Source organism: Autumnicola musiva, from assembly GCF_031846585.1.
Taxonomy (GTDB): Bacteria; Bacteroidota; Bacteroidia; order Flavobacteriales; family Flavobacteriaceae; genus Autumnicola; species Autumnicola musiva.
In genome coordinates, this window is the sequence record NZ_JAVRHK010000002.1 from 64,663 (window position 1) to 84,448 (window position 19,786).

Here is a 19,786-nt window from a genome sequence, read left to right on the forward strand (position 1 = left end):
ATAGCCTATGGATTTTGATTTTTTAAATCCTGTAAATGAAAATTTACTGGATGAAATTTCAAATTTAGATAAACAATCATTCGGAGCTAATATTAAAATACATACAGCAGAAGCCGGGCTGCCGGAAATGGATAATATTCAGGTGGCAATTATTGGAGTAAAGGAAAACAGAAGATCGGTTAAAAGAGGCGAGCTGCTTAATTTTGATAAATTACGTTCTGCTTTGTATAGCCTTTTCCCGGGAAACTGGCACATAAATATTGCAGATCTTGGGGATATTGAAAAAGGTGCAGAAGTAGAAGATACTTACTTTGCTCTTCAAAGCCTTGTAGCCCAGCTGGTGAAAAAGGATGTTATTCCGGTTATTCTGGGGGGAAGCCAGGATCTTATCTATGCCCAGTATCGTGCATATGATACTCTCGATCAAATGGTGAATTTGGTCAATATTGATAGCAAATTTGATCTTGGAGATGCCGATAATCCGATTTCTAACGAATCTTTTGTAGGAAAAATCGTAATAAATCAACCATATAATCTTTTTAATTATTCCTGTGTGGGGTATCAAACCTATTTCAATTCGCAGGATGAAATAGAGCTTATGGAACGGCTTTTTTTTGATGCTTACCGCCTGGGGGAAATCAGTTCAGATATTGCACAAATTGAGCCTGTTATGCGTGATGCCAATCTGGTTGGCATAGATCTTGGTGCACTCAATGCCGCTGCATTTGGAGAAGGATTGCACGCTTCTCCAAATGGCTTTGACGGGAAAGAAATTTGTGCCCTGGCAAGATATTCGGGTATTAGTGATAAGGTGTCATCTTTTGGAATTTTTGAATACGATTCCCGAAGTGGGGCTGCAGGAAATATGCTTATTGCCCAGGTGATCTGGTATTTTATTGAAGGTGTAAATTACAGAACCAATGAAAATACTCTTTCTGCCAAAAAAGAATTTATCAGGTACCAGGTTCCTGTAGATGATGATATACTGGTGTTCTTTAAGAGCCCGGTAAGTGGCCGCTGGTGGATAGAAATACCTTATTTGGCAAATGTAGATACTAAATTAAAAAGACACACGTTATTACCTTGCAGTGAAGAAGATTACCTGGAAGCATGTAACCAGGTTATTCCCGAAAGATGGTATAAAGCCAAGAGAAAAAACGAAGTTTAAAAAATTTTCAGACAAAATTCTATTTACTGTATTTTTATCGAAAATATTGTTTTTTATAAAATATTTAGATAGGTTTACCGCCGTAAATCGAATGTCTTAACCTAGGAAAAATTATGAAAAAATTTATTGCGCTAATTGCTGTTCTGGCCTTAATTGTTGGGTGTGGTCGTAGTGATCGGGGACAGTTAGTAGGTGCGACAGGTAAAAAGTGGAATCCGGAAAAGCCGTATGGTATGACATTGATTCCGGGAGGGGCTTTTGTTATGGGTAAAGCTGATGATGATATTGCTGACCAAAGGAATGCTCCACCAAAGACTGTTACTGTTCGTTCTTTTTATATGGATGAAACTGAAATTAACAATGCTGAATATAGGCAGTTTGTGGAGTATGTGAAAGATTCTATAATCAGGGTTCGGTTGGCTATAATGGCAGAAATGGAAGGTGCCGTGCCTGGTGATGGGGGTATAGGTGAATTTGCCTTTGCAGATGCCGATCCTGAAAACATGACGCCATATGAAGAATACATGCTGAATGCATACGGCCAGGGTGGTCCCAGTGATACTTATGAAAACAGAAGACTTAATAAAGATGTTGAGCTTTATACAGAACCTGAAGATTATCCCGATATCTATTATGCTGAAGTGATGGACTCTATGTATATACCTTTAGAAGAAGTGTACAATGGCCAGCGTACCATAGATGTAAAGAAATTGAAATTTAAGTATTCCTGGATGGACATTCAGGCTGCTGCCCGCTCCAATGAAAACCGCAGTAATTTTGTTAATACCGAGGAAATATCAATCTATCCGGATACTACCGTATGGATTAAAGATTTTAATTATTCCTATAATGAGCCAATGCATAATGACTATTTCTGGCATAGTGCATTTGATGATTATCCGGTAGTGGGAGTTTCCTGGAAACAGGCGCGTGCATTTGCACAATGGCGTACCATGTATCATAATCAGTTCCGGCAGTCAAAAGATCTTGAAAATGTTTCTACATACCGTCTTCCCACAGAAGCTGAATGGGAATACGCTGCCCGGGGTGGCCTTGAAGGAGCTACCTACCCATGGGGTGGTCCCTATGCAAAAAATGACCGTGGATGTTTTATGGCTAATTTCAAACCACTTCGGGGAGATTATGCAGCAGATCAGGCACTTTATACAGTAGAAGCAAAATCTTACGAACCCAATGATTACGGCTTGTACAATATGGCTGGAAACGTGGCAGAATGGGTATTTTCTTCTTATGATCCTGTTTCTTATGAATATATGTCTACCATGAACCCTACGGTAAACAATCCTGAAGATATGCGTAAAGTTGTTCGGGGAGGATCCTGGAAGGATGTGGCATACTTCCTTCAGGTAAGTTCCAGGGATTATGAATATGCAGATTCTGCAAGAAGTTACATCGGTTTCAGAACTGTACAGGATTATTTAGGTACAGACGTAACTTTGAACCAGTCCAATAGATAGAACCTTAAATTTACTTAACAATAAACCCCTATTTCTAGAAATCTAATCTTATTAAATAATTATGGCAAAATCAAGATCTACAAAGAAATTAACTAACATGGTGTACGGTTTGGGTGCATCTGTAGTAATATTAGGTGCGCTTTTTAAAATTATGCACTGGCCATTCGCAAATCCCATGCTAATCGCCGGCCTTGTGGTAGAGGCTTTCGTATTTGCATTTTCTGCTTTTGAATCTGTTGATGATGAACTGGATTGGTCTCTGGTTTATCCGGAATTGGCCGGTGGTCCTGCTTCCAACAGGCACAACGCAACTGTTATTGAAGAAAATAAGGAAACAGAAGGACAATTGTCTAAAAAGCTGGACAACATGCTTAAAGAGGCTAAAATTGATGCAAATCTTATGAGCAGCCTTGGAGAAAGCATTCGCAATTTTGAAGGAGCAGCCAAAGGTATTGCGCCAACTGTAGATGCTATGGCTTCACAGAAAAAATATAGTGAAGAACTTGGTGTTGCGGCTTCCCAAATGGAAACGCTTAATAATATTTATAAAGCACAGGTTGAATCTGCCTCGCGCCAGGCCGAAATTAATGAAGCAGTGGCTGAGAATGCCGGCAGGTTAAAAGACCAAATGGATGCTTTAACCTCTAACCTTTCCTCTTTAAACAATGTTTATGGTGGAATGTTGACTGCTATGAACGGAAAAACCGCCAGGGTTACAAGCTAGTGAAAGGAATTAGCTCATAACCAAATCTATATACTAAACAAACTACTTAAATAATGGCGTCCGGAAAACAATCACCAAGGCAAAAGATGATCAACCTGATGTATCTGGTTTTCATCGCGATGATGGCCTTGAATATGTCAAAAGAGGTGTTAACCGCTTTTGGTTTGATGAATGAAAAATTAAATGAAACACAGGCTTCTTATTCACAGCGTAATGAAGCCTTAATGGCAGGACTTTCTAATAAAGTTGAAGAACAGCCTGCTAAATATACTTCTATTAAGGAAGATGCTGAAAGAATAAGTGAACTATCAGGCAACCTTAACTCCTATATAGCAGATCTGAAATCTCAGTTAAACACTTCGGTAGATGATGCTACAGATTATGAAACAATGGACAAATCCAACACTCTGGATGAAATGTTCTTTCAAAGTGGTGTGGTTTCCCCTAAGGGCGAAGAATTTCTAAATCAAATTGAAGCCTATAGGGACGGTGTTGCTGAAATTCTGCAGGGTGAATATCCTCAGATAGCGAATGAAGTAAATATTCAGCAGGAATTTGCCACTGGAGAGGTGACTACAAGAGAGAATGTTACAATGCCTTGGTTATATTACCATTATCAGGGATATCCTCTAATTGCCTCTATTACCAAATTAACCCAAATGCAAGCTGATGTTGAGAGTACCGAAAGTGCAATACTTTCTTCCATGCTTTCAGGTCAGTTGGAAAGTGAAGTATCGCTTACCAACTATCAGGCAATTGTAATTCCGGATAAAACTGCGTTTTTCAGTGGTGAGAACTTTACGGGAAGGGTGGTTCTTGGAAGGGTGGACAATACTCTTCAGTTTGAGAACGTTATAATTAACGGAAACGAAGTGGAAAGTACCGATGCAGGACAGGTAATGCTTGATTTTCCTGCAGGAAATGTAGGAGAAAAAGAAATTACCGGTGAACTTCAGTTTCAGGAGGGGGATTCTTTGGTAAGGATTCCTGTTACCAGTTCTTATGCTGTAATCCCCAAACCAAATTCTGCGGTTATTTCAGCAGACAAAATGAATGTGGTTTACCGCGGTGTGCAGAACCCAATGACAATTTCAATCCCCGGAGTGTCTAATGTTACTGCCAATGCCCCCGGACTTAGATCTACAAGCGGTACAGGAAATTACGTAATGGATGTAACTACGCTTCAGGCGAGGGAGGTTACCATTAATGTAAGTGGAGAACTGCCGGGTGGAGAAAGGGTCTCTGATAGTAAAACTTTCAGGGTAAAAGATATTCCTAGACCTGTGGGAACTATTCGTGGAGAGGACGGTTCAGTTTCTATGCAACGTAACAGTCTTGAAATTGCAAATATAGGTGCTAATTTGCCCGATTTTGATTTTGACCTTGACCTGAATGTTACAGGTTTTAGTTTCAAAGTTCCGGGACAGCCAACTATAAGGATTAATGGTAATAAATTAGATGATAGGGCTAAATCTGCTTTACGAAGGGCAGGAAGAGGAGAATCTGTTCAAATTTTTGATATTCAGGCACAATTAGCCGGTAATTCAGGTTATAAGCTTAAGCAGGTAGCTCCTGTATTTATTGAGCTTACTAATTAAAAAATAATACAACAATGAGCTGGAGAAGATTTTTGGTTTTTAGTTTCGCAATAGGTCTAACTGGTGCAACTTACGGGCAGGCAAACATTTTGAATGCAGACAGCCCGGAGGAAATTGGCATGAAGAGCGAAGCTAAAAAATTGGTGGAGATGAATGATAAGCCGTTGGAATATGGATATGTTGGGGACCGTGATGTTCTTTGGTCTAAGAATGTTTGGGAAATTATAGATCTTGATGAGAGAGTGAATTTCCCTTATTATTACCCGATAGATACTAACAATATCGGTAACAACAGGAGATCTTTATATGATGTTCTGGTAAGCAGTATCAAAAACGGGAAAATTAAAAATATCTATGCCGATTCATATTTTAATGAGAAGAGAACTCTTAATGATATCCGGGCCACACTATCTAAAATTGATACTACAGATTTAGGTATTGAACAGTATAATGCCGGAGAAGAGGTAGACCAGCAGTTTATAGATAGGCGTGACCTTGGTTCTGCCGATATTGCTGAATATCATATCCGCGGAATGTGGTACTTTGATAAAATGCAGGGAGAATTGAGATATCGCCTGTTGGGAATTGCTCCCGTAGCTCCCGATGTGAATTTTATCGATTCAGGTCAGACAGATTTGGTGGAGCTGTTTTGGGTATTCTATCCCGACGCCAGGGAAGTCCTTCATGAAGCGAAAGCTTTTAACGGGGCTAATACAGCTATGAGTTTATCTTTTGATCATCTTTTAAATTCCAGGCGTTTTGACGGGTTGATTTACAAGGAAGATAACGTGCAGGGTGATCGTGAAGTGGATGAGTATATCTCTGAAAATGCTTTTATGCAGTTATTGGAATCTCAGCGAATCGAAGAACAAATTCGCAATTTTGAACAGGATATGTGGAATTATTAAAACTAATTCTTCAGTAAAATTTTTAAGCGTCCTTCGGGGCGCTTTTCTTTTTTTCTGCAGGAGCGGTTTCCTTAAATTTGTTTTATGGTAGATTATATTGTTGTTGGACTGGGATTAAGTGGCCTTGCAGTCACCTCTCATCTTGCTGGGAGGGGAAAGAGCTTTCTTGTTTATGAAGATTCCTCTCAAAATTCTTCTCTGGTTGCTGGTGGAATATTTAACCCGGTGATTCTTAAACGTTTTACCCTGGCCTGGAACGCAGGTGAGCAGTTAAAAAAGGCTATTCCCTTCTATCAGCAATTTGAAAAAAAATATAATCGTCAATTTGTCAATTTTTGGGATATATATCGCAGGTTCCATTCTGCCGAAGAACAAAACAACTGGTTTGCTGCAGCTGATAAGCCCGGGCTGGAAAAATTTTTGGATACAAATCTCATTAAGCAGCTCAACTCTAATATTTCCGCAGATTTTTCCTTCGGAAGAGTCAGGTATACAGGAAATATAGAAACGGAAGCCTTGCTGGAAAATTACCGTAGGGATCTCGGGAATGCAGGCCATCTAAAAAGCGAACGCTTTACTTATAACCAACTGGAAATTTCAGAAGATTACTTCAGCTATAAAGGCTTAAAAGCTAAACGCATAATTTTTTGCGAAGGTTATGGAATTAAGAAAAATCCTTTCTTCAGTTATCTTCCGTTAAGAGGAAATAAAGGGGAATATATAATTATTAGGGCAGAAGGGCTTCAGCTGGATAAAGCGGTAAAATCTTCAGTTTTTCTTATGCCACTTGGAAACGATCTTTATAAAGTTGGTGCGACTTATAACAATATGGATAAAACCCAATCTCCTACTAGAGAAGCAAGGGAGAAACTTACGGCAGAAGTAGAGAAGTTTATCAATTGCAAATATAAAATTATAGAACAGGTAGCCGGAATACGTCCAGCCACGGCAGATAGGAAACCATTGGTGGGTAAGCATCCTGAAATAAATAATATGTTTTGCTGCAATGGTTTTGGAAGCCGCGGCGTCCTAATTGCTCCAACAGCTTCAGGAGAGTTAATTGATTATATAGAAGGGAATGCTGAAATTTCACCTGAAATGGACCTGCAACGGTTTAACAGAAAACATTATAAAAAGAATTAAGATTTTCCTGCTTCTTTTTTATAGCTGAAGAAAAAGTTAATCCAGATATTTCTGGACAACCTCATGATCACAGGCATAAATAAAATCAGCGTGCCTACAATGGCAAAAAATGAAGTTAACGGGGTTGAATTCAGAAACACATAAGAAACAACAAAAGCGGCAACCGAAAAGGCCACGCCCACGGCGTAGCTCACATACATGGCACCATAAAAAAAGGAAGGTTCAATTTTATATTTTGTCCTGCAGTTAGAGCAGCGCTCATGCATTTCGAAAATTTTTCCCATTTTATAGGGATTAGGTTCCTTATACATACTCTCCTCATGGCATACCGGGCAGGTTCCTGTTAAAATGCTGTAAAGCTTGGTTCCTTTTAAAAATTTCATCTTGGGAATTTAGTAGTGAATCAGCCAGCATTAAATTTTGCTCCGGCCTTATGTTATTGAAAAAAGGCATTTTAGTGCCACTGTATCATTTTTTTTGCATGACAAATTTAAGCATCTTTGCAAAAATTTAATCAAATTTCATGCTTAACATACACAATCTTTCTGTCTCCTTTAATGGAGAATATCTTTTTGAAGAAATCACTTTTAGGCTTGGTGCCGGAGACCGGGTTGGGCTCATTGGAAAAAACGGAGCCGGGAAGTCTACTATGTTGCGGATAATTTCAGGGGAACAGGAATATGATACCGGAAGTATTGCCAAAGACAAGGAGCTGAAGATTGGCTTCTTAAAACAAGACATAGATTTTGTAAAAGGTCGTACTGTAATCCAGGAGGCACAACAGGCTTTTGAAGAAATCAAAAAAATGGAGAAGCAGATAGATGGTATTAATGAACAACTTGCCACCCGTACCGATTATGAAAGTGAAAGTTATACGCAGCTTATTCAGGATTTAAGCGAACTTACGCATCAGTATGAAATAATTGGTGGCTATAACTATGAAGGAGAGACTGAAAAAGTTTTGCTGGGACTTGGTTTTAAGAGGGAGGATTTTAGTAAACTTACCGATACATTTTCTGGAGGCTGGAGAATGAGGATAGAACTTGCCAAACTATTGCTTCAGAGCAATGATATTCTGCTTCTGGATGAGCCCACCAACCACCTGGATATTGAAAGTATTATTTGGCTGGAATCTTTTCTGAACAATTATCCCGGCTGTGTAATTCTTGTTTCACACGATAAAATGTTCCTGGATAACGTATCTAACAGGACTATAGAAATAAGCCTTGGTAAAATTTATGATTTCAAGAAGCCGTATTCTGAATTCATGGAATTACGGGAGGAGCTTAGGGAGCAACAACTGGCTGCGCAAAAAAATCAGCAGAAGGAAATTGAGCAAACAGAAAAGCTAATCGATAAATTCCGTGCAAAAGCTTCAAAGGCTTCTATGGCACAATCTCTTATAAAAAAATTAGATAAAATTAACCGGATTGAAGTTGATGAGGATGATAATGCGGTAATGAATATAAGTTTTCCAATTTCAATACAACCCGGGAAAGTAGTGGTAGAGGCGGGGCATGTTGGAAAATCTTATGGCGATAAACAGGTGCTGGAAGATATAAACCTGCTCATAGAGCGCGGTAGCAAAATTGCTTTTGTAGGGCAGAACGGTCAGGGCAAAACCACCTTAGCCAAAATTATTATAGATGAAATTCCACACAAAGGGGAGCTGAAGTTGGGACATAATGTGCAGGTAGGTTATTTTGCTCAAAATCAGGCAGATTATCTAGATGGAGAGAAGACTGTTCATGATATTATGGTAGACTCGGCTAACGAGAAAAACCGTAGTAAAGTCAGGGATATGCTGGGTTCGTTTTTATTCCGTGGAGATGAAGTGGATAAAAAAGTTAAAGTGTTATCCGGGGGAGAGCGTAACCGTCTTGCCCTTTGCAAACTTATGTTACAGCCTTTTAATGTGCTGGTAATGGATGAGCCTACGAACCACCTGGATATTAAATCTAAAAACGTCCTGAAAGAGGCATTGAGGAAATTTGAAGGTACTTTGATTTTGGTTTCTCACGACAGGGATTTTCTGCAGGGTTTAACTTCCAGAGTTTATGAGTTTAAGAACCACAATGTAAAGGAGTATCTTGGGGATATAGATTATTATCTGGAACAAAGGCAGTTTGAAGACATGCGTGCAGTAGAAAAACGGGAAAAACAAAAGACCCATGCTGAGGAGAGGAAGGAAGAGCCTGCAAAGCAGTCTTATGAAGATCAGAAAAAAATGAAATCACTTAACAACAGGTTGAGTAAGGCCGAAGCGAAAATCACGAAGCTGGAGAAGGATTTAAAGGAGAAAGACATTGAGTTGGCTACGAATTATGAAGATACCATGGCAAAACCCGATTTTCTGAAAAAATACAATCAGAAGAAAACTGAATTGGAAAAGTCAATGAAAGAATGGGAATCTATCCAGCAGGATTTAGATAAAATGAGTTGACCTTCTGAAGTAAAAATTAAGCACCTCTCCCATTAAATTATAGTTATGGAGGAAAAATTTTTTCAATGTCCTTATTGTTGGATGGAAATTTCTGTACTTCTGGATCCTTCCGTAGGAAATCAGAAATATATTGAAGATTGTGAAAACTGTTGTAATCCTATTGAATTCAGTGTTGCTTTCGAAAATGGGATTTTAACGAACTTTAATGTATCTAATATAGAACAGTAGACCTCTTTTATCTTCTTCAAGCATATAAAATGCTTAAATTTGAAAGGAAAACACATAAATAATGCTGGACACCTTTAGTTTTGCCGATCATATCGTTGGAGTTATTATTGATTCCCACCTGGATAAAGATACTACCGAGTCTTTGCAGCAAAAATTGCTGGAAAAATTAAAAAAGCATCAAAGGGTAAATCTTTTTGTTGAAGTACAAAAAGAAAGCGAGATCTCCGCAGATGCCTTTATAAAGAACATGCAATTTAACTTCAAGCATATTGGGGAATTTCACAAAATTGCCATTGTAAGTGATATAAACTGGTTGAAAGGAGCAATGTCTTTAAAAGATATAGTTGTAGAAGCCAATATTGAAACTTTTCCACATAAGGACAGGCTAAAAGCGTTGAATTGGATTTCGGAATAAATTTCTTAAAAAGTTTTTGCAAACTCAAATTCTATTGTATATTTGCCATCCAATATCGCGGGATAGAGCAGTAGGTAGCTCGTCGGGCTCATAACCCGAAGGTCACTGGTTCGAGTCCAGTTCCCGCTACTAGAAAAGACAAGGCTTCACAGAAATGTGAAGCCTTTTTTTATGGTGTGGGTACAACATAGGTACAACATTTTAGTGTTTTGATAGTCACATTCTTATTGAAGTTAATTACCTCTTTTTGTGTTTAAATCCTATGAATTCTTAGGTAAAATAATATATTTCAATAAGCAGCAAACTTATTCTTCGTTAGAGGGTTTTATTATAATACAATATCCACGCAAGGTAAACTCGTAAAATACACCCATCAAAAGACTACAGCATAAAGCCATCGCGCCATCCTACACTTATTTATTCCGTTTCCTTTTGAGCTGAGATTTTAGCTTCCGTTTGGGTTATGCTCAAATATTGTTTAATCTAAATTCAAAAGCTATGTATTTACAAAATTTGCAACAGGATGAAATCTTTGTTCCATCAGAAATGAAATCCTTAAAAAGTCTGACCCAGATGGAATCCCGACGAGGGCTTGAAAATGCCATTATATCAAACGGCAAAATCGTCAATGTGGTATCGAATAGCTACGGACACATTCCGAATCAACTATTCTTCAAGAAAGCTGAAGAAATGCTGACCGATGCACAACTGAATTTCCACAAACGCACCATCAATAAAAACGACAGGTCGTTTATTACTGACTTTATTATCGATGACAAAAGCCAGTTTACAGTCAAAAATGATGAGGACTTGATACTACCGATGCTTCGGTTTAAAAATTCTTATGATGGAAGTGAGAAGACCTCTGGCCACTTCGGGTTTTATAGAGAGGTTTGTTCAAATGGTCTGCACGTTTCACAAGTGGAAATTGAGTTTTCCATCAAGCACAGTAAGAACAATACTCACCTAATTATGCCGAGGCTAAAAAATCTGTTCGATAAATTTCTGACTAATGAATTCTATACCATTACCAAGAATTTCGACAAGATGAAGGAATTTAAAATCATCGACATACAGGAATTTGTGAAGGCGATTCTCCACAGAACAAAATTGTTTAGATACGAATGTAGCGACAAGAATAGCGGCCCATCAAAAAAGTCTCGTGAAGTCATCGAAATCTTAAACTACGAAGCATTGTTGCTCAATGAAGAACCAAATCTTTGGTTGGGCTACAATGCATTCAATTCAGTACTACACAACGTCCTAAAGAAAAGCTTTGGCCAACAAGAACGGTTGGATAAAAAGCTGTTTGATGAAGTCTATGCTATGGCATAAAATAAATAAAGGTTTATCCAGTACCTCAAACTGGATGGCTAAGTATATAACAGACGGTTACACCCAAACCCACTCAGCACATTCCCCTGCATTTCGCGAAAAGCTTCATTACGGGCAAAGAGCTTCACTAGAAAGGTCTTGGACACAATCCCCAATTTCAGCTTTCCATTCCGTTAACCCTTCCCGCTATGCAGGGAAGGAACACTACATTCCCGAGCCGAAATCGTGAAGTAAGTCCGCTAAATAGAATTCCATTTATTCATTTGATGCTACTTCCTATGTTTTAATATTTCACAAACGCCTTTAGAATTACTCCCGCACCCTCACTGTCCCTCCCTTTTTTTAATAGCAAAATACCAACATTCGGAAGTTGAACGCACTGCATAAGCCAGTCGTACCTCCTTTTTATAAGTCCTTATCAATTCCAAATATTGAAAATGTATCAGCAACAAAAAAAGGAAACAGCGAGGGCGCTATAGGAAGTAAATCTAAAATGAATCTTATGAAATCTTATAAAAACATTCAAAAGGAAGTCGCACCAAAAAAAACAAAAAAGGAAAACGCTCCAGATATAATAAGTAAATTATTTAAGAAAATAATAAAGCAAACTATCTGAAAGGTTCAGGTGGCATAATTAGTAATCTTTAAATCTTTTAATCATGAGTACTTTAAAAAATCACGTACAGTTAATTGGAAATGTTGGACAGGATCCACAAATCACGAACCTCGAAAGCGGTAAAAAAGTTGCCCGTTTTTCACTCGCCACTAATGAGTTTTATAAAAATGAAAAAGGCGAAAAAATACAGAATACCGAATGGCACACTATCGTGGCCTGGGGAAAAACTGCAGAAATTATTGAAAAATATGCCGGAAAGGGTAAAGAGATTGGAGTAGCTGGAAAACTTAAATCCCGTAGCTATGAGGATAAAGATGGAGTAAAACGGTATGTAACCGAAGTAGAAGCCAACGAAATTCTTTTACTAGGTGTAAAAAATGGCGATAGCCAGTAATAATAAAATAAGAGGGCGGGTACTTGTTCACGGTAACGCCCTCTTTTAATTATCAACCCTTTAAAAAGTCAATAATGAAAACTAAAGTTAATGAAATCTCAATAAAATATCAGGGAAATTTTAAAATCTCTCAGGCTCCTAAAATTACTTCTTCGTTAAGTGCATCCGAACTATTATTTAGTGAGTGGAATAAAGATCAGATAGGACTGCAAGAATGCTTTAAAGTTATGCTTCTTAATAATGCCAATAAGGTTAAAGGAATCTATGAAGTTTCTACGGGTGGAATTACCGGCACATTAGTAGATTTGAGAATTCTTTTTGCGGTAGTTCTAAAGAGTTTGACTACCTCTGTTATTTTAGCACATAATCATCCCAGCGGAACTTTAAGACCGAGTGAAGCAGATAAAAGGCTTACGGAGAAAATTAAAAATGCTGCTGTGTTATTTGATATCAAAGTCCTAGATCATTTAATTATTACTCCAGACGGTAATTACTTCTCTTTTGCAGATGAGGGACTGTTATAATAGAACTTCCTTATAAATTCTAAAAAGATCTGATTTTTCAGGTCTTTTTTATGGAATCTATTTTTCACTGAAATTCCAAAAAATTGTATCTTTAAAAAGCTGAAATTCAGCAGATATAATTTTTATAGCTATCCTAATTTTGACTTTCGCTGATAGCTGTATCCATCTATAATTTACAATTTGGAATTATTCGAATTCCGAAAAAAACAATTTGTGTATAAGCAAATTGTATGAAATTTTGTCCGCTGTGCGGACGAAAATGGAATAGCAAGAGGGTAACACGCTGAGCGATGTTACGGATTCCATTTACGCTTTAATCATCTGATTATTAGTATTTTATAATCAGTCGATATTTTAAAGTTTCTACAATTTGCGTCAAACAGCTTGAAATAGCCTGTAAACAGGGGTGGATTTACGTCAAATCTTTAAAAAAGCGAAAGAAAATGGATTCATTCATTACAATTAGGTTTAAACGGAAAACTGCCAAACGTTTTCAAGAATTTTCGAAAACACACTTCAAGTCACATACTGAAGCAATGTCAACTATTCTCGATTTTTTCTTCTATAACGAAATATCGCCAAAAGAAAAATTAGGTCCAACGGGACGAACAATTGAAGCAAAACTTTCAAAAAGAATTAATGCAGTTATCGCCATAATGCGAGACGTGGAAAAGACACAAACAAAACCCACGGTAGCGATGATTCAATCCCTTTTTGAAACAGAAGAACCTACAAAAAAACCGCTGATTGTAGAGAAGAAATATGTCGAAGAAAAAAAGGAAGTACGCTTTCGCGAAAAGCAAAACCCAAGTAACCAACTTTAATTTTTTGAACCATGTACATCACAATAACACCTCAAAAGTTGGGTACTAATTATTCACAAAGTTCAGCTGATTTTGTGGGCTATTTAGAGAAAGAAAACGAGGGTTTAGAACAGCAAGATATGGAACACTTTTTCAATCAATATGGCGATGAAATTTCCGCTGAAGAAGTGGTAAAAGAAATCGATGGCAACACCGCAAAATTGAAAAATAAGGAACCCAAGTTTTATTCGATTACGGTCAGTCCGTCAAAGTACGAATTGCGAAAACTTCAGAACAATAGCCAAGATTTAAAAACCTACACGCGTGAGTTGATGAAGGATTATGTTGCCAGTTTCAATCGAGAAATTCACGGAAGACCGATAACCATAGATGATATAAAATACTTCGCTAAAATTGAACATCAACGAACCTTTAAAGGAACAGATTTTCAGATTAAAGAGAATCAACCTTACGCTTCAAAAATTCTTCAGCTAAAAACTGAAATCCGAAATGTTCAAGAAGGAAGAGTTGAAGGAAATTTTAAAAGTATGAAAAGGGAAGTAGCAAAATTGGAACGCCAAGCACCGCATCAACAAAACGGAAAACGGATTATCCAGGGAATGCGAAAAGATGGATACCAAAGTCATATCCATATCATCGTTAGCAGAAAGGATGCTTCAAATTCGGTTAGTCTTTCTCCAGGAAGCAAACACAAAGCTTCGGAAGTGGAAATGCACGGTAAAAAGGTAAAGCGCGGTTTTGATAGAGATACCTTTTTCGCTAAAGCGGAAAAAACGTTTGACAAGACTTTTGACTATAAACGCAACTTTGCAGAAACCTATAAAGCCCGAAAGGATTTTGTAAAGAATCCTAATCTATACTTCGCCGCCTTGATGAAGTTGCCAGCCAATGAAAAAGCATTGGCTTTCAAAATGATCACAAAAACGGGATTGCCCATAGTGCCAAGTATTCCAATTAGTCAAGCACAAATTGCACTTCGGGTTTTTAAGCAATTAAGACGTGGTGTAGAAGTGGCCATTAAATCAAGTTCAATAGGGATCTAATTGATATGGAGATAGACAATCTTATATCGGTACTTTCAATTATTGGTTTATCCAGTATGGTTTTCTATGCGATGTTTCGGGTTAGCAAGTATGCGTTTCTTTTGAATATCGCAATACTTTTATTTCTCATTTTCTTTATTTCTGAAGTGAATGAATTAGTATCAATATTGCTGTATCTAGCGTGTCCTCTAATGCTAATTAATATAGGGTTCTATGTCTTTCTACACAAAACTGAAACCGTGCAGAATAGCGATAGAAAATATCAAGTCAATTTTGCTACGACCAAAGGAAATTTCAAACTGGATAATATCAAGAGGGGCGCGTCCATAATAGGTTCTGCCGGAAGTGGAAAGACAGAAAGCGTGGTATACGGATTTTTAAAACATTTCCGGAATGAGGGCTTTTGCGGAATCATTCATGATTACAAGGATTTTGAACTGACTGAAATGGCGTACCCACTTTTTAAAGATAACGATATCCCGTTCAAGATCATTTCCTTCGATAAAATCATCCACCGGGTAAATCCTATTGCGCCATGCTATTTAGAGAACGAGGAAAGCGTAAATGAGGTGTCAAGGGTATTAATTGAAAATCTTCTGGAACAAAGGGAAAGCGGAACTACCGGAACAACAAAATTCTTTAACGATGCTGCCGAAGGTTTGATTGGTGGTTTGATTTGGAAGCTGAAAACCGACTATTCCAACTACTGTACGCTACCACATTTGATAGCGATTTATCAATTATTGGACACGGATAGCCTTATTCAGTTTTTGGAGACCAACACCATATCGAGGGCAATGGCAGATGCATTTATTAGTGGTAAGGATTCTGATAGGCAGACCGCTGGTGTAAAAAGCACCTTGGCCAATGCGCTGAAACGAATTAGTACACAGCGCATATTTATGGCATTATCCGCAGACGAAGTGCCACTAAATATTAATAGCGAGGATAATCCAGCAATCATTTCAGTAGTAAATAATCCAAAATATGAAACATCCTATTCGCCTGTTGTTGCAACCATTATTCACACCATTACCAAGCAAATGAGCGTACGCGCTCAGAGACCGTCTTTTTTATTGATGGAAGAAGCACCTACCATCCGATTACTGAATATGCACCGCATTCCGGCAACACTTAGAAGTTATGATATTGCTACTGTTTATGTAATGCAGGACAAAATTCAGAATGATATGATGTATGGCGATAAGGCAAGCAAAGCGATTTTGAGCAACCTATCCTACCAGTTCTTCGGAAAGGTCAATGACCCAGATACGGCTAAATATTACGAGCGTTTTTTTGAAATCATTAAAGACCCGACGAAAAGTATCAGTCGTGGCCATAATCTCGATTTTGATACTCGTATTACGACTGGCGAAAAAGAAATCCCAAAGATTAGAGCAGATGTGTTCTTTAGATTGAAACAAGGCGAGTTTATTACCTATGCCGATGGTAAGGATAAGAAAGTGCAGTTTAAATTAGCCCGAATTCAACGGCAGCTTCCTAAAGAATCCAAGCAATTTTCTCAGGCGGATTTAGCGGCTAATTTTGAACGGATTTATGATGAGGCGAGGTCAATATTTGGATAAATCAAAAGCCATACTTATCCTTTCTTAGCCTAAATGCCTTTTCACCACCTTCCATAACTGACGTAATTTCGTTCTTTATTTCTTTCGCATCAATAGCACCTTCTGCTTTAATAACACCCCTTGTTTGTGAGCTGGCATCCTTATAATCACAGCAGATAACTAATTCAGCATCACCATTAACTACTAAATTGGCATTATGGCTTGTGAAGACTAATTGTCTTTTCTTTTTTGCGTTCCAAATATTTCGGATTATCGAATCGATAGCTCGATTATCAATGTCGTCTTCTGGCTGGTCAAGTAACAAGGGCATTCCCGGTTGATTAAGTAGAACTGTAAGAAGTGCAGTAGCTTGTTGTCCAGCAGAAGCATCTCGAAAAGGAATTTCATCGCCGAGCTCATTATTGGTTGTATAAAAAAATTCCGGATTGAATTCCAATTCGGTTGCTGTTAATTGCAACCAATCATCGGTTGAAATTTTAGAATGAATTTTTAGTTTATGGTCTTCGGTAAAACCTGTTGAATCTAAAATTGGCGTTAAAGGTAAATCTTCTGGATTATCTTCGTCCAGCTTAAATTCAGCTAATAGTCTTAGTTCTTCGGAAACGGATATGAATTCAGAAATGGGGTCTGCTTTACTGCGAACATTTTCCAATAGTGCATCTATTCGTTCTTCTCTAATCCTAGTCCCTTCAAGTATTGAACGCAATTTTTCCTTGAAATTCGCAAGATTAATGTTCTTCGTAACTACTGCTTTTATAAGGTTGTTTGACAAATCCGTAAAATTTGTTGCTTGATCATTCAAGACACCAACTTTTTCTATATGCAGGTTTTTCCATTCTTCCTTATAGGTGTTATAATCATTCTCAGGATTTCCAAGCTCTTTAATCACAGATTTTCTTTCAGCAACTAAACTATTTATCTCGGCCAGACGGTTTTCAAGTTTTTTTATGTTCGATAATTGCTCTTGACTAGATTGGGACTTACCCTTGGCTGTTTCATATTCAGAATTAAACAAGGTTTCCTTATTTTCCCATTCTTCTACAATTTCATTGTAAGCCTTCAGTCCACTTTCGCTAAAAACATCCTTCAATATTTGAACAGCATCGTTGATGTTCTTAAATTTTGTTTTGATTTCGGTATCGAGCTTACTTATTAAATCCTTATTTTCAACATCATCAAGGAAAGGTTCTATAGGCTCTGGGTACAACTTCAAAAGTTTAATAAGTTCGTCTGTTTTGGAATCAAAAAGAGTCAGTTCAGATTCAGTATTCTCTATTATTGTTTTTTCTAACTCAAATCTTGATTTCTTATCAATCGTTTTTTGATCAACTTCTGAAATACCTTTCAACGATTCCCGAATACCCTTTACCTGTCCTTTTATAGAACTTCCTTCAATATTAAAATTGGCTATCTCGTTCTGTACTTTTTTCTTGCGAACCAATTGGTTATAGGAATTTTTTAGTTTTAGATTCGTTTCATCTAAATTGTATGAGATCCGCTCTAAGCTACTTTTTATAGGTTGCTCAATGAATCGCTTAAGCTCTTCTGTTTTTACACCTACATCGCTTAGCTGTTTCTGACTGTATGATTGGATAGGCAGCACCTTACGGATATCCTCTTCACTAACTTTTTGAAATTCGTTATCCCCGATTTTCAAAAGTATTTCTCTGCTTGCAGAATTTCTTTTAACGATATGGCGTACATCGTTTTTGACCATCGTTATTCGCACCTCACCACTAACAGCGGTCAATGTTTTCCTGATCAGGGTGTCTCTTCGATTCTGAATAATATCCAGCTCTTCGTAATTACCAATTTTTACTGTTTGGTCGCACAGTCCCCATCTGATGTATTCTAATATGGTTGATTTACCCGTTCCTCTTCCACCGATTAATGCGTTATACTGCTGGTTAAATTTGATATTAAAACTTCCTAAAAATTTTGAGTTTGTAACATCGATTGCTTCAATAAATATTTGTGGCATTTCTGGTTCGGCCTGGGATATTCTGGATTCTTTGGCCAAACACGCTTGCCTAATCGCCTCTGCGGTAGGTTCAGCCCATTTTACCCAAGTAGAATATTTTCCAAATTCACGTCCGTCTTCATACCTATTATCGGATGTAGAGACAAGGCCTATACTTTTATTACCGTAATTAACATCGCCACCATTAATTTTATTCTGATATCCCGATTCTTGCGAAATTTCTTTATCAACATAACCACCAACACAGGGCATTTTAATGTAATGCTCTTGGAAGCCTTGGCGTATTATTGAATGTTGACCACCTTTACCAACATTAGGTAGAACAATATATCTACCCTTGCAATAGTTTACTTCATCTAAAACTTTGTGAAGCTGAGATAGGTTATTGATTACCTCTTGGGAAATTCTTTGGGTTTGAACTGTCTGCCTATCGAATTTATCTGTAGGTTGTATACCGATAAAATTAAGAACAGAATTAAGATGTGTATCTTCGAAATCAGCGTCAAAAATAATTATAACTTGACTGGCTGGATTGGAAAGGCTGAGTTCAATACCTGGAAAGACTGTAACCATTTTTTCTGGTTCGCCCATCAATTCGTGTATTTCGTTCTGCTCTTTGGCAACTTTTCTTAAATGCTGGACAAAGACCACGTCGTGATGGTCAGTCATTGCGATGGCATTGATTCCAGAGTTACTTATTTTATCCAAGTATTCTTTACAAAATTGTTCTCGATTGTCTTCGATTTCCTGTTTTTCGATTTGTGATAAATTTGCTATTTGCTCAGCGTTTACACCAAAACGAGCACCTGTCCAATTAATGTCTCTTGGGCTGTGTACTTGAAAATCACATCTATAAAATTTTGCGCCTTTGTCCATAAAGTGTTTGATTTTTACAACCGCCAAAGTTAATTAACATTTTGAGTATTTTAACATTTCAATCCAGTTTAGTTTTTACAATCATGTTCTTATATTCGGAATAACTGTAGTCTTTTTGCAACCGTATGCATCTATCCTCACAATTTAATATCATTATCTTTACTGTCCGATTTTATTAAAACAATGACCGAAACAAACCGCATAGAATACAAACGAGAACTATCCGATGGACTTGAAAAGAGGTAATTGCATTTCTGAATTATCGTGAAGGTGGCATTATCTAGATCGGTATTGATAAGGAAGAGAACACTTTCGGTTTGGCTGATGCGACGGTGACCAGTTAAAAATTAAAGACAGGTTGAAGAACAATATTTGTCCTTCAGCTTTGGCTATTAATGAATTTGCCGTTGGTAAGCACATTACAGCTATCAAAAATAAAGGTTTTTTAGTCCGTCACGGTGATACAAGAGGCTCTTGGGAAATCAACCTCGATGAAAAATAG

At 37.6% G+C, this 19,786-nt stretch carries 20 protein-coding genes and 1 tRNA gene; 19 read left to right on the top strand and 2 right to left on the bottom strand.

Annotated elements, in window-relative coordinates; all coding sequences use genetic code 11:
* Window positions 1-7 precede the first annotated feature (7 nt).
* The 6 genes from RM539_RS02620 to RM539_RS02645 all read left to right on the top strand — a co-directional run bounded on the left by RM539_RS02620 (window position 8) and on the right by RM539_RS02645 (window position 7,019).
* Window positions 8-1,168 (top strand): formimidoylglutamase, encoded by a 1,161-nt coding sequence (locus RM539_RS02620; protein WP_311501945.1) that lies wholly within the window; start codon window positions 8-10, stop codon window positions 1,166-1,168.
* 113 nt (window positions 1,169-1,281) lie between these two features.
* Window positions 1,282-2,646 carry a T9SS ring complex lipoprotein PorK/GldK gene (porK, locus tag RM539_RS02625; RefSeq protein WP_311501946.1) on the top strand — a complete coding sequence of 455 codons (1,365 nt, stop codon included), beginning with the start codon at window positions 1,282-1,284 and terminating at the stop codon, window positions 2,644-2,646.
* Window positions 2,647-2,707: 61 nt separating this feature from the next.
* Window positions 2,708-3,370 carry a type IX secretion system motor protein PorL/GldL gene (gene porL, locus RM539_RS02630; RefSeq protein ID WP_311501947.1) on the top strand — a complete coding sequence of 221 codons (663 nt, stop codon included), beginning with the start codon at window positions 2,708-2,710 and terminating at the stop codon, window positions 3,368-3,370.
* A 53-nt stretch (window positions 3,371-3,423) separates the two neighbouring features.
* Window positions 3,424-4,968 (top strand): type IX secretion system motor protein PorM/GldM, encoded by a 1,545-nt coding sequence (gene porM, locus RM539_RS02635; RefSeq protein ID WP_311501948.1) that lies wholly within the window; start codon window positions 3,424-3,426, stop codon window positions 4,966-4,968.
* 14 nt (window positions 4,969-4,982) lie between these two features.
* Window positions 4,983-5,876, top strand: a complete 894-nt coding sequence (porN, locus tag RM539_RS02640; protein ID WP_311501949.1) for a type IX secretion system ring subunit PorN/GldN — start codon at window positions 4,983-4,985, stop codon at window positions 5,874-5,876.
* An 84-nt stretch (window positions 5,877-5,960) separates the two neighbouring features.
* The gene (locus tag RM539_RS02645) at window positions 5,961-7,019 is read left to right on the top strand and encodes an NAD(P)/FAD-dependent oxidoreductase (protein WP_311501950.1); all 1,059 of its coding nucleotides are present in this window, start codon (window positions 5,961-5,963) and stop codon (window positions 7,017-7,019) included.
* Here the strand turns inward: RM539_RS02645 and RM539_RS02650 are convergent.
* Complete coding sequence (locus RM539_RS02650; protein WP_311501951.1) at window positions 7,016-7,402, bottom strand: DUF983 domain-containing protein; 387 nt, start codon at window positions 7,400-7,402, stop codon at window positions 7,016-7,018. The two genes, RM539_RS02645 and RM539_RS02650, sit on opposite strands and share 4 nt — an antisense overlap.
* 140 nt (window positions 7,403-7,542) lie before the next feature.
* Here RM539_RS02650 and RM539_RS02655 point away from each other — a divergent pair, with 140 nt between their 5' ends.
* The 12 genes from RM539_RS02655 (at window position 7,543) to RM539_RS02710 (ending at window position 16,427) form a co-directional block, all read left to right on the top strand.
* Window positions 7,543-9,462 (top strand): ABC-F family ATP-binding cassette domain-containing protein, encoded by a 1,920-nt coding sequence (locus RM539_RS02655; RefSeq protein ID WP_311501952.1) that lies wholly within the window; start codon window positions 7,543-7,545, stop codon window positions 9,460-9,462.
* 45 nt (window positions 9,463-9,507) lie between these two features.
* Window positions 9,508-9,690: a CPXCG motif-containing cysteine-rich protein gene (locus tag RM539_RS02660; RefSeq protein WP_311501953.1), complete on the top strand. Its 183-nt coding sequence runs from the start codon at window positions 9,508-9,510 to the stop codon at window positions 9,688-9,690.
* A 61-nt stretch (window positions 9,691-9,751) separates the two neighbouring features.
* Complete coding sequence (locus RM539_RS02665) at window positions 9,752-10,105, top strand: SpoIIAA family protein (RefSeq protein ID WP_311501954.1); 354 nt, start codon at window positions 9,752-9,754, stop codon at window positions 10,103-10,105.
* A 56-nt stretch (window positions 10,106-10,161) separates the two neighbouring features.
* A tRNA-Met gene (locus RM539_RS02670) sits at window positions 10,162-10,234 on the top strand.
* Between the two features lie 369 nt (window positions 10,235-10,603).
* A complete protein-coding gene (locus tag RM539_RS02675; RefSeq protein ID WP_311501955.1) occupies window positions 10,604-11,440 on the top strand; it encodes a DUF932 domain-containing protein in 837 nt (278 codons plus the stop codon).
* Window positions 11,418-11,669: a hypothetical protein gene (locus RM539_RS02680; RefSeq protein WP_311486040.1), complete on the top strand. Its 252-nt coding sequence runs from the start codon at window positions 11,418-11,420 to the stop codon at window positions 11,667-11,669. Before RM539_RS02675 ends, RM539_RS02680 begins: the two co-directional genes overlap by 23 nt.
* Window positions 11,670-11,810: 141 nt before the next feature.
* Entirely contained in the window at window positions 11,811-12,056 is a 246-nt protein-coding gene (locus RM539_RS02685) for a hypothetical protein (protein ID WP_311501956.1), read from the top strand.
* Window positions 12,057-12,099: 43 nt separating this feature from the next.
* Window positions 12,100-12,450 (top strand): single-stranded DNA-binding protein, encoded by a 351-nt coding sequence (locus tag RM539_RS02690; RefSeq protein ID WP_026914619.1) that lies wholly within the window; start codon window positions 12,100-12,102, stop codon window positions 12,448-12,450.
* Between the two features lie 74 nt (window positions 12,451-12,524).
* A complete protein-coding gene (locus tag RM539_RS02695; protein ID WP_026914618.1) occupies window positions 12,525-12,974 on the top strand; it encodes a JAB domain-containing protein in 450 nt (149 codons plus the stop codon).
* Between the two features lie 443 nt (window positions 12,975-13,417).
* Window positions 13,418-13,798 carry a BfmA/BtgA family mobilization protein gene (locus RM539_RS02700; protein WP_311501957.1) on the top strand — a complete coding sequence of 127 codons (381 nt, stop codon included), beginning with the start codon at window positions 13,418-13,420 and terminating at the stop codon, window positions 13,796-13,798.
* An 11-nt stretch (window positions 13,799-13,809) separates the two neighbouring features.
* Window positions 13,810-14,841 (top strand): MobB family relaxase, encoded by a 1,032-nt coding sequence (gene mobB / locus RM539_RS02705; protein WP_311501958.1) that lies wholly within the window; start codon window positions 13,810-13,812, stop codon window positions 14,839-14,841.
* Between the two features lie 5 nt (window positions 14,842-14,846).
* On the top strand, window positions 14,847-16,427 hold the full coding sequence (locus tag RM539_RS02710) for a type IV secretory system conjugative DNA transfer family protein (protein WP_311501959.1): 1,581 nt from the start codon (window positions 14,847-14,849) through the stop codon (window positions 16,425-16,427).
* 1 nt (window position 16,428) lies between these two features.
* Here RM539_RS02710 and RM539_RS02715 read toward each other — a convergent pair whose 3' ends face one another.
* On the bottom strand, window positions 16,429-19,284 hold the full coding sequence (locus tag RM539_RS02715; RefSeq protein ID WP_176619459.1) for a TrlF family AAA-like ATPase: 2,856 nt from the start codon (window positions 19,282-19,284) through the stop codon (window positions 16,429-16,431).
* 358 nt (window positions 19,285-19,642) lie between these two features.
* On the opposite strand from RM539_RS02715, the gene RM539_RS02720 reads away from it, so the two are divergent.
* Window positions 19,643-19,786 carry a hypothetical protein gene (locus tag RM539_RS02720; protein ID WP_229418428.1) on the top strand — a complete coding sequence of 48 codons (144 nt, stop codon included), beginning with the start codon at window positions 19,643-19,645 and terminating at the stop codon, window positions 19,784-19,786.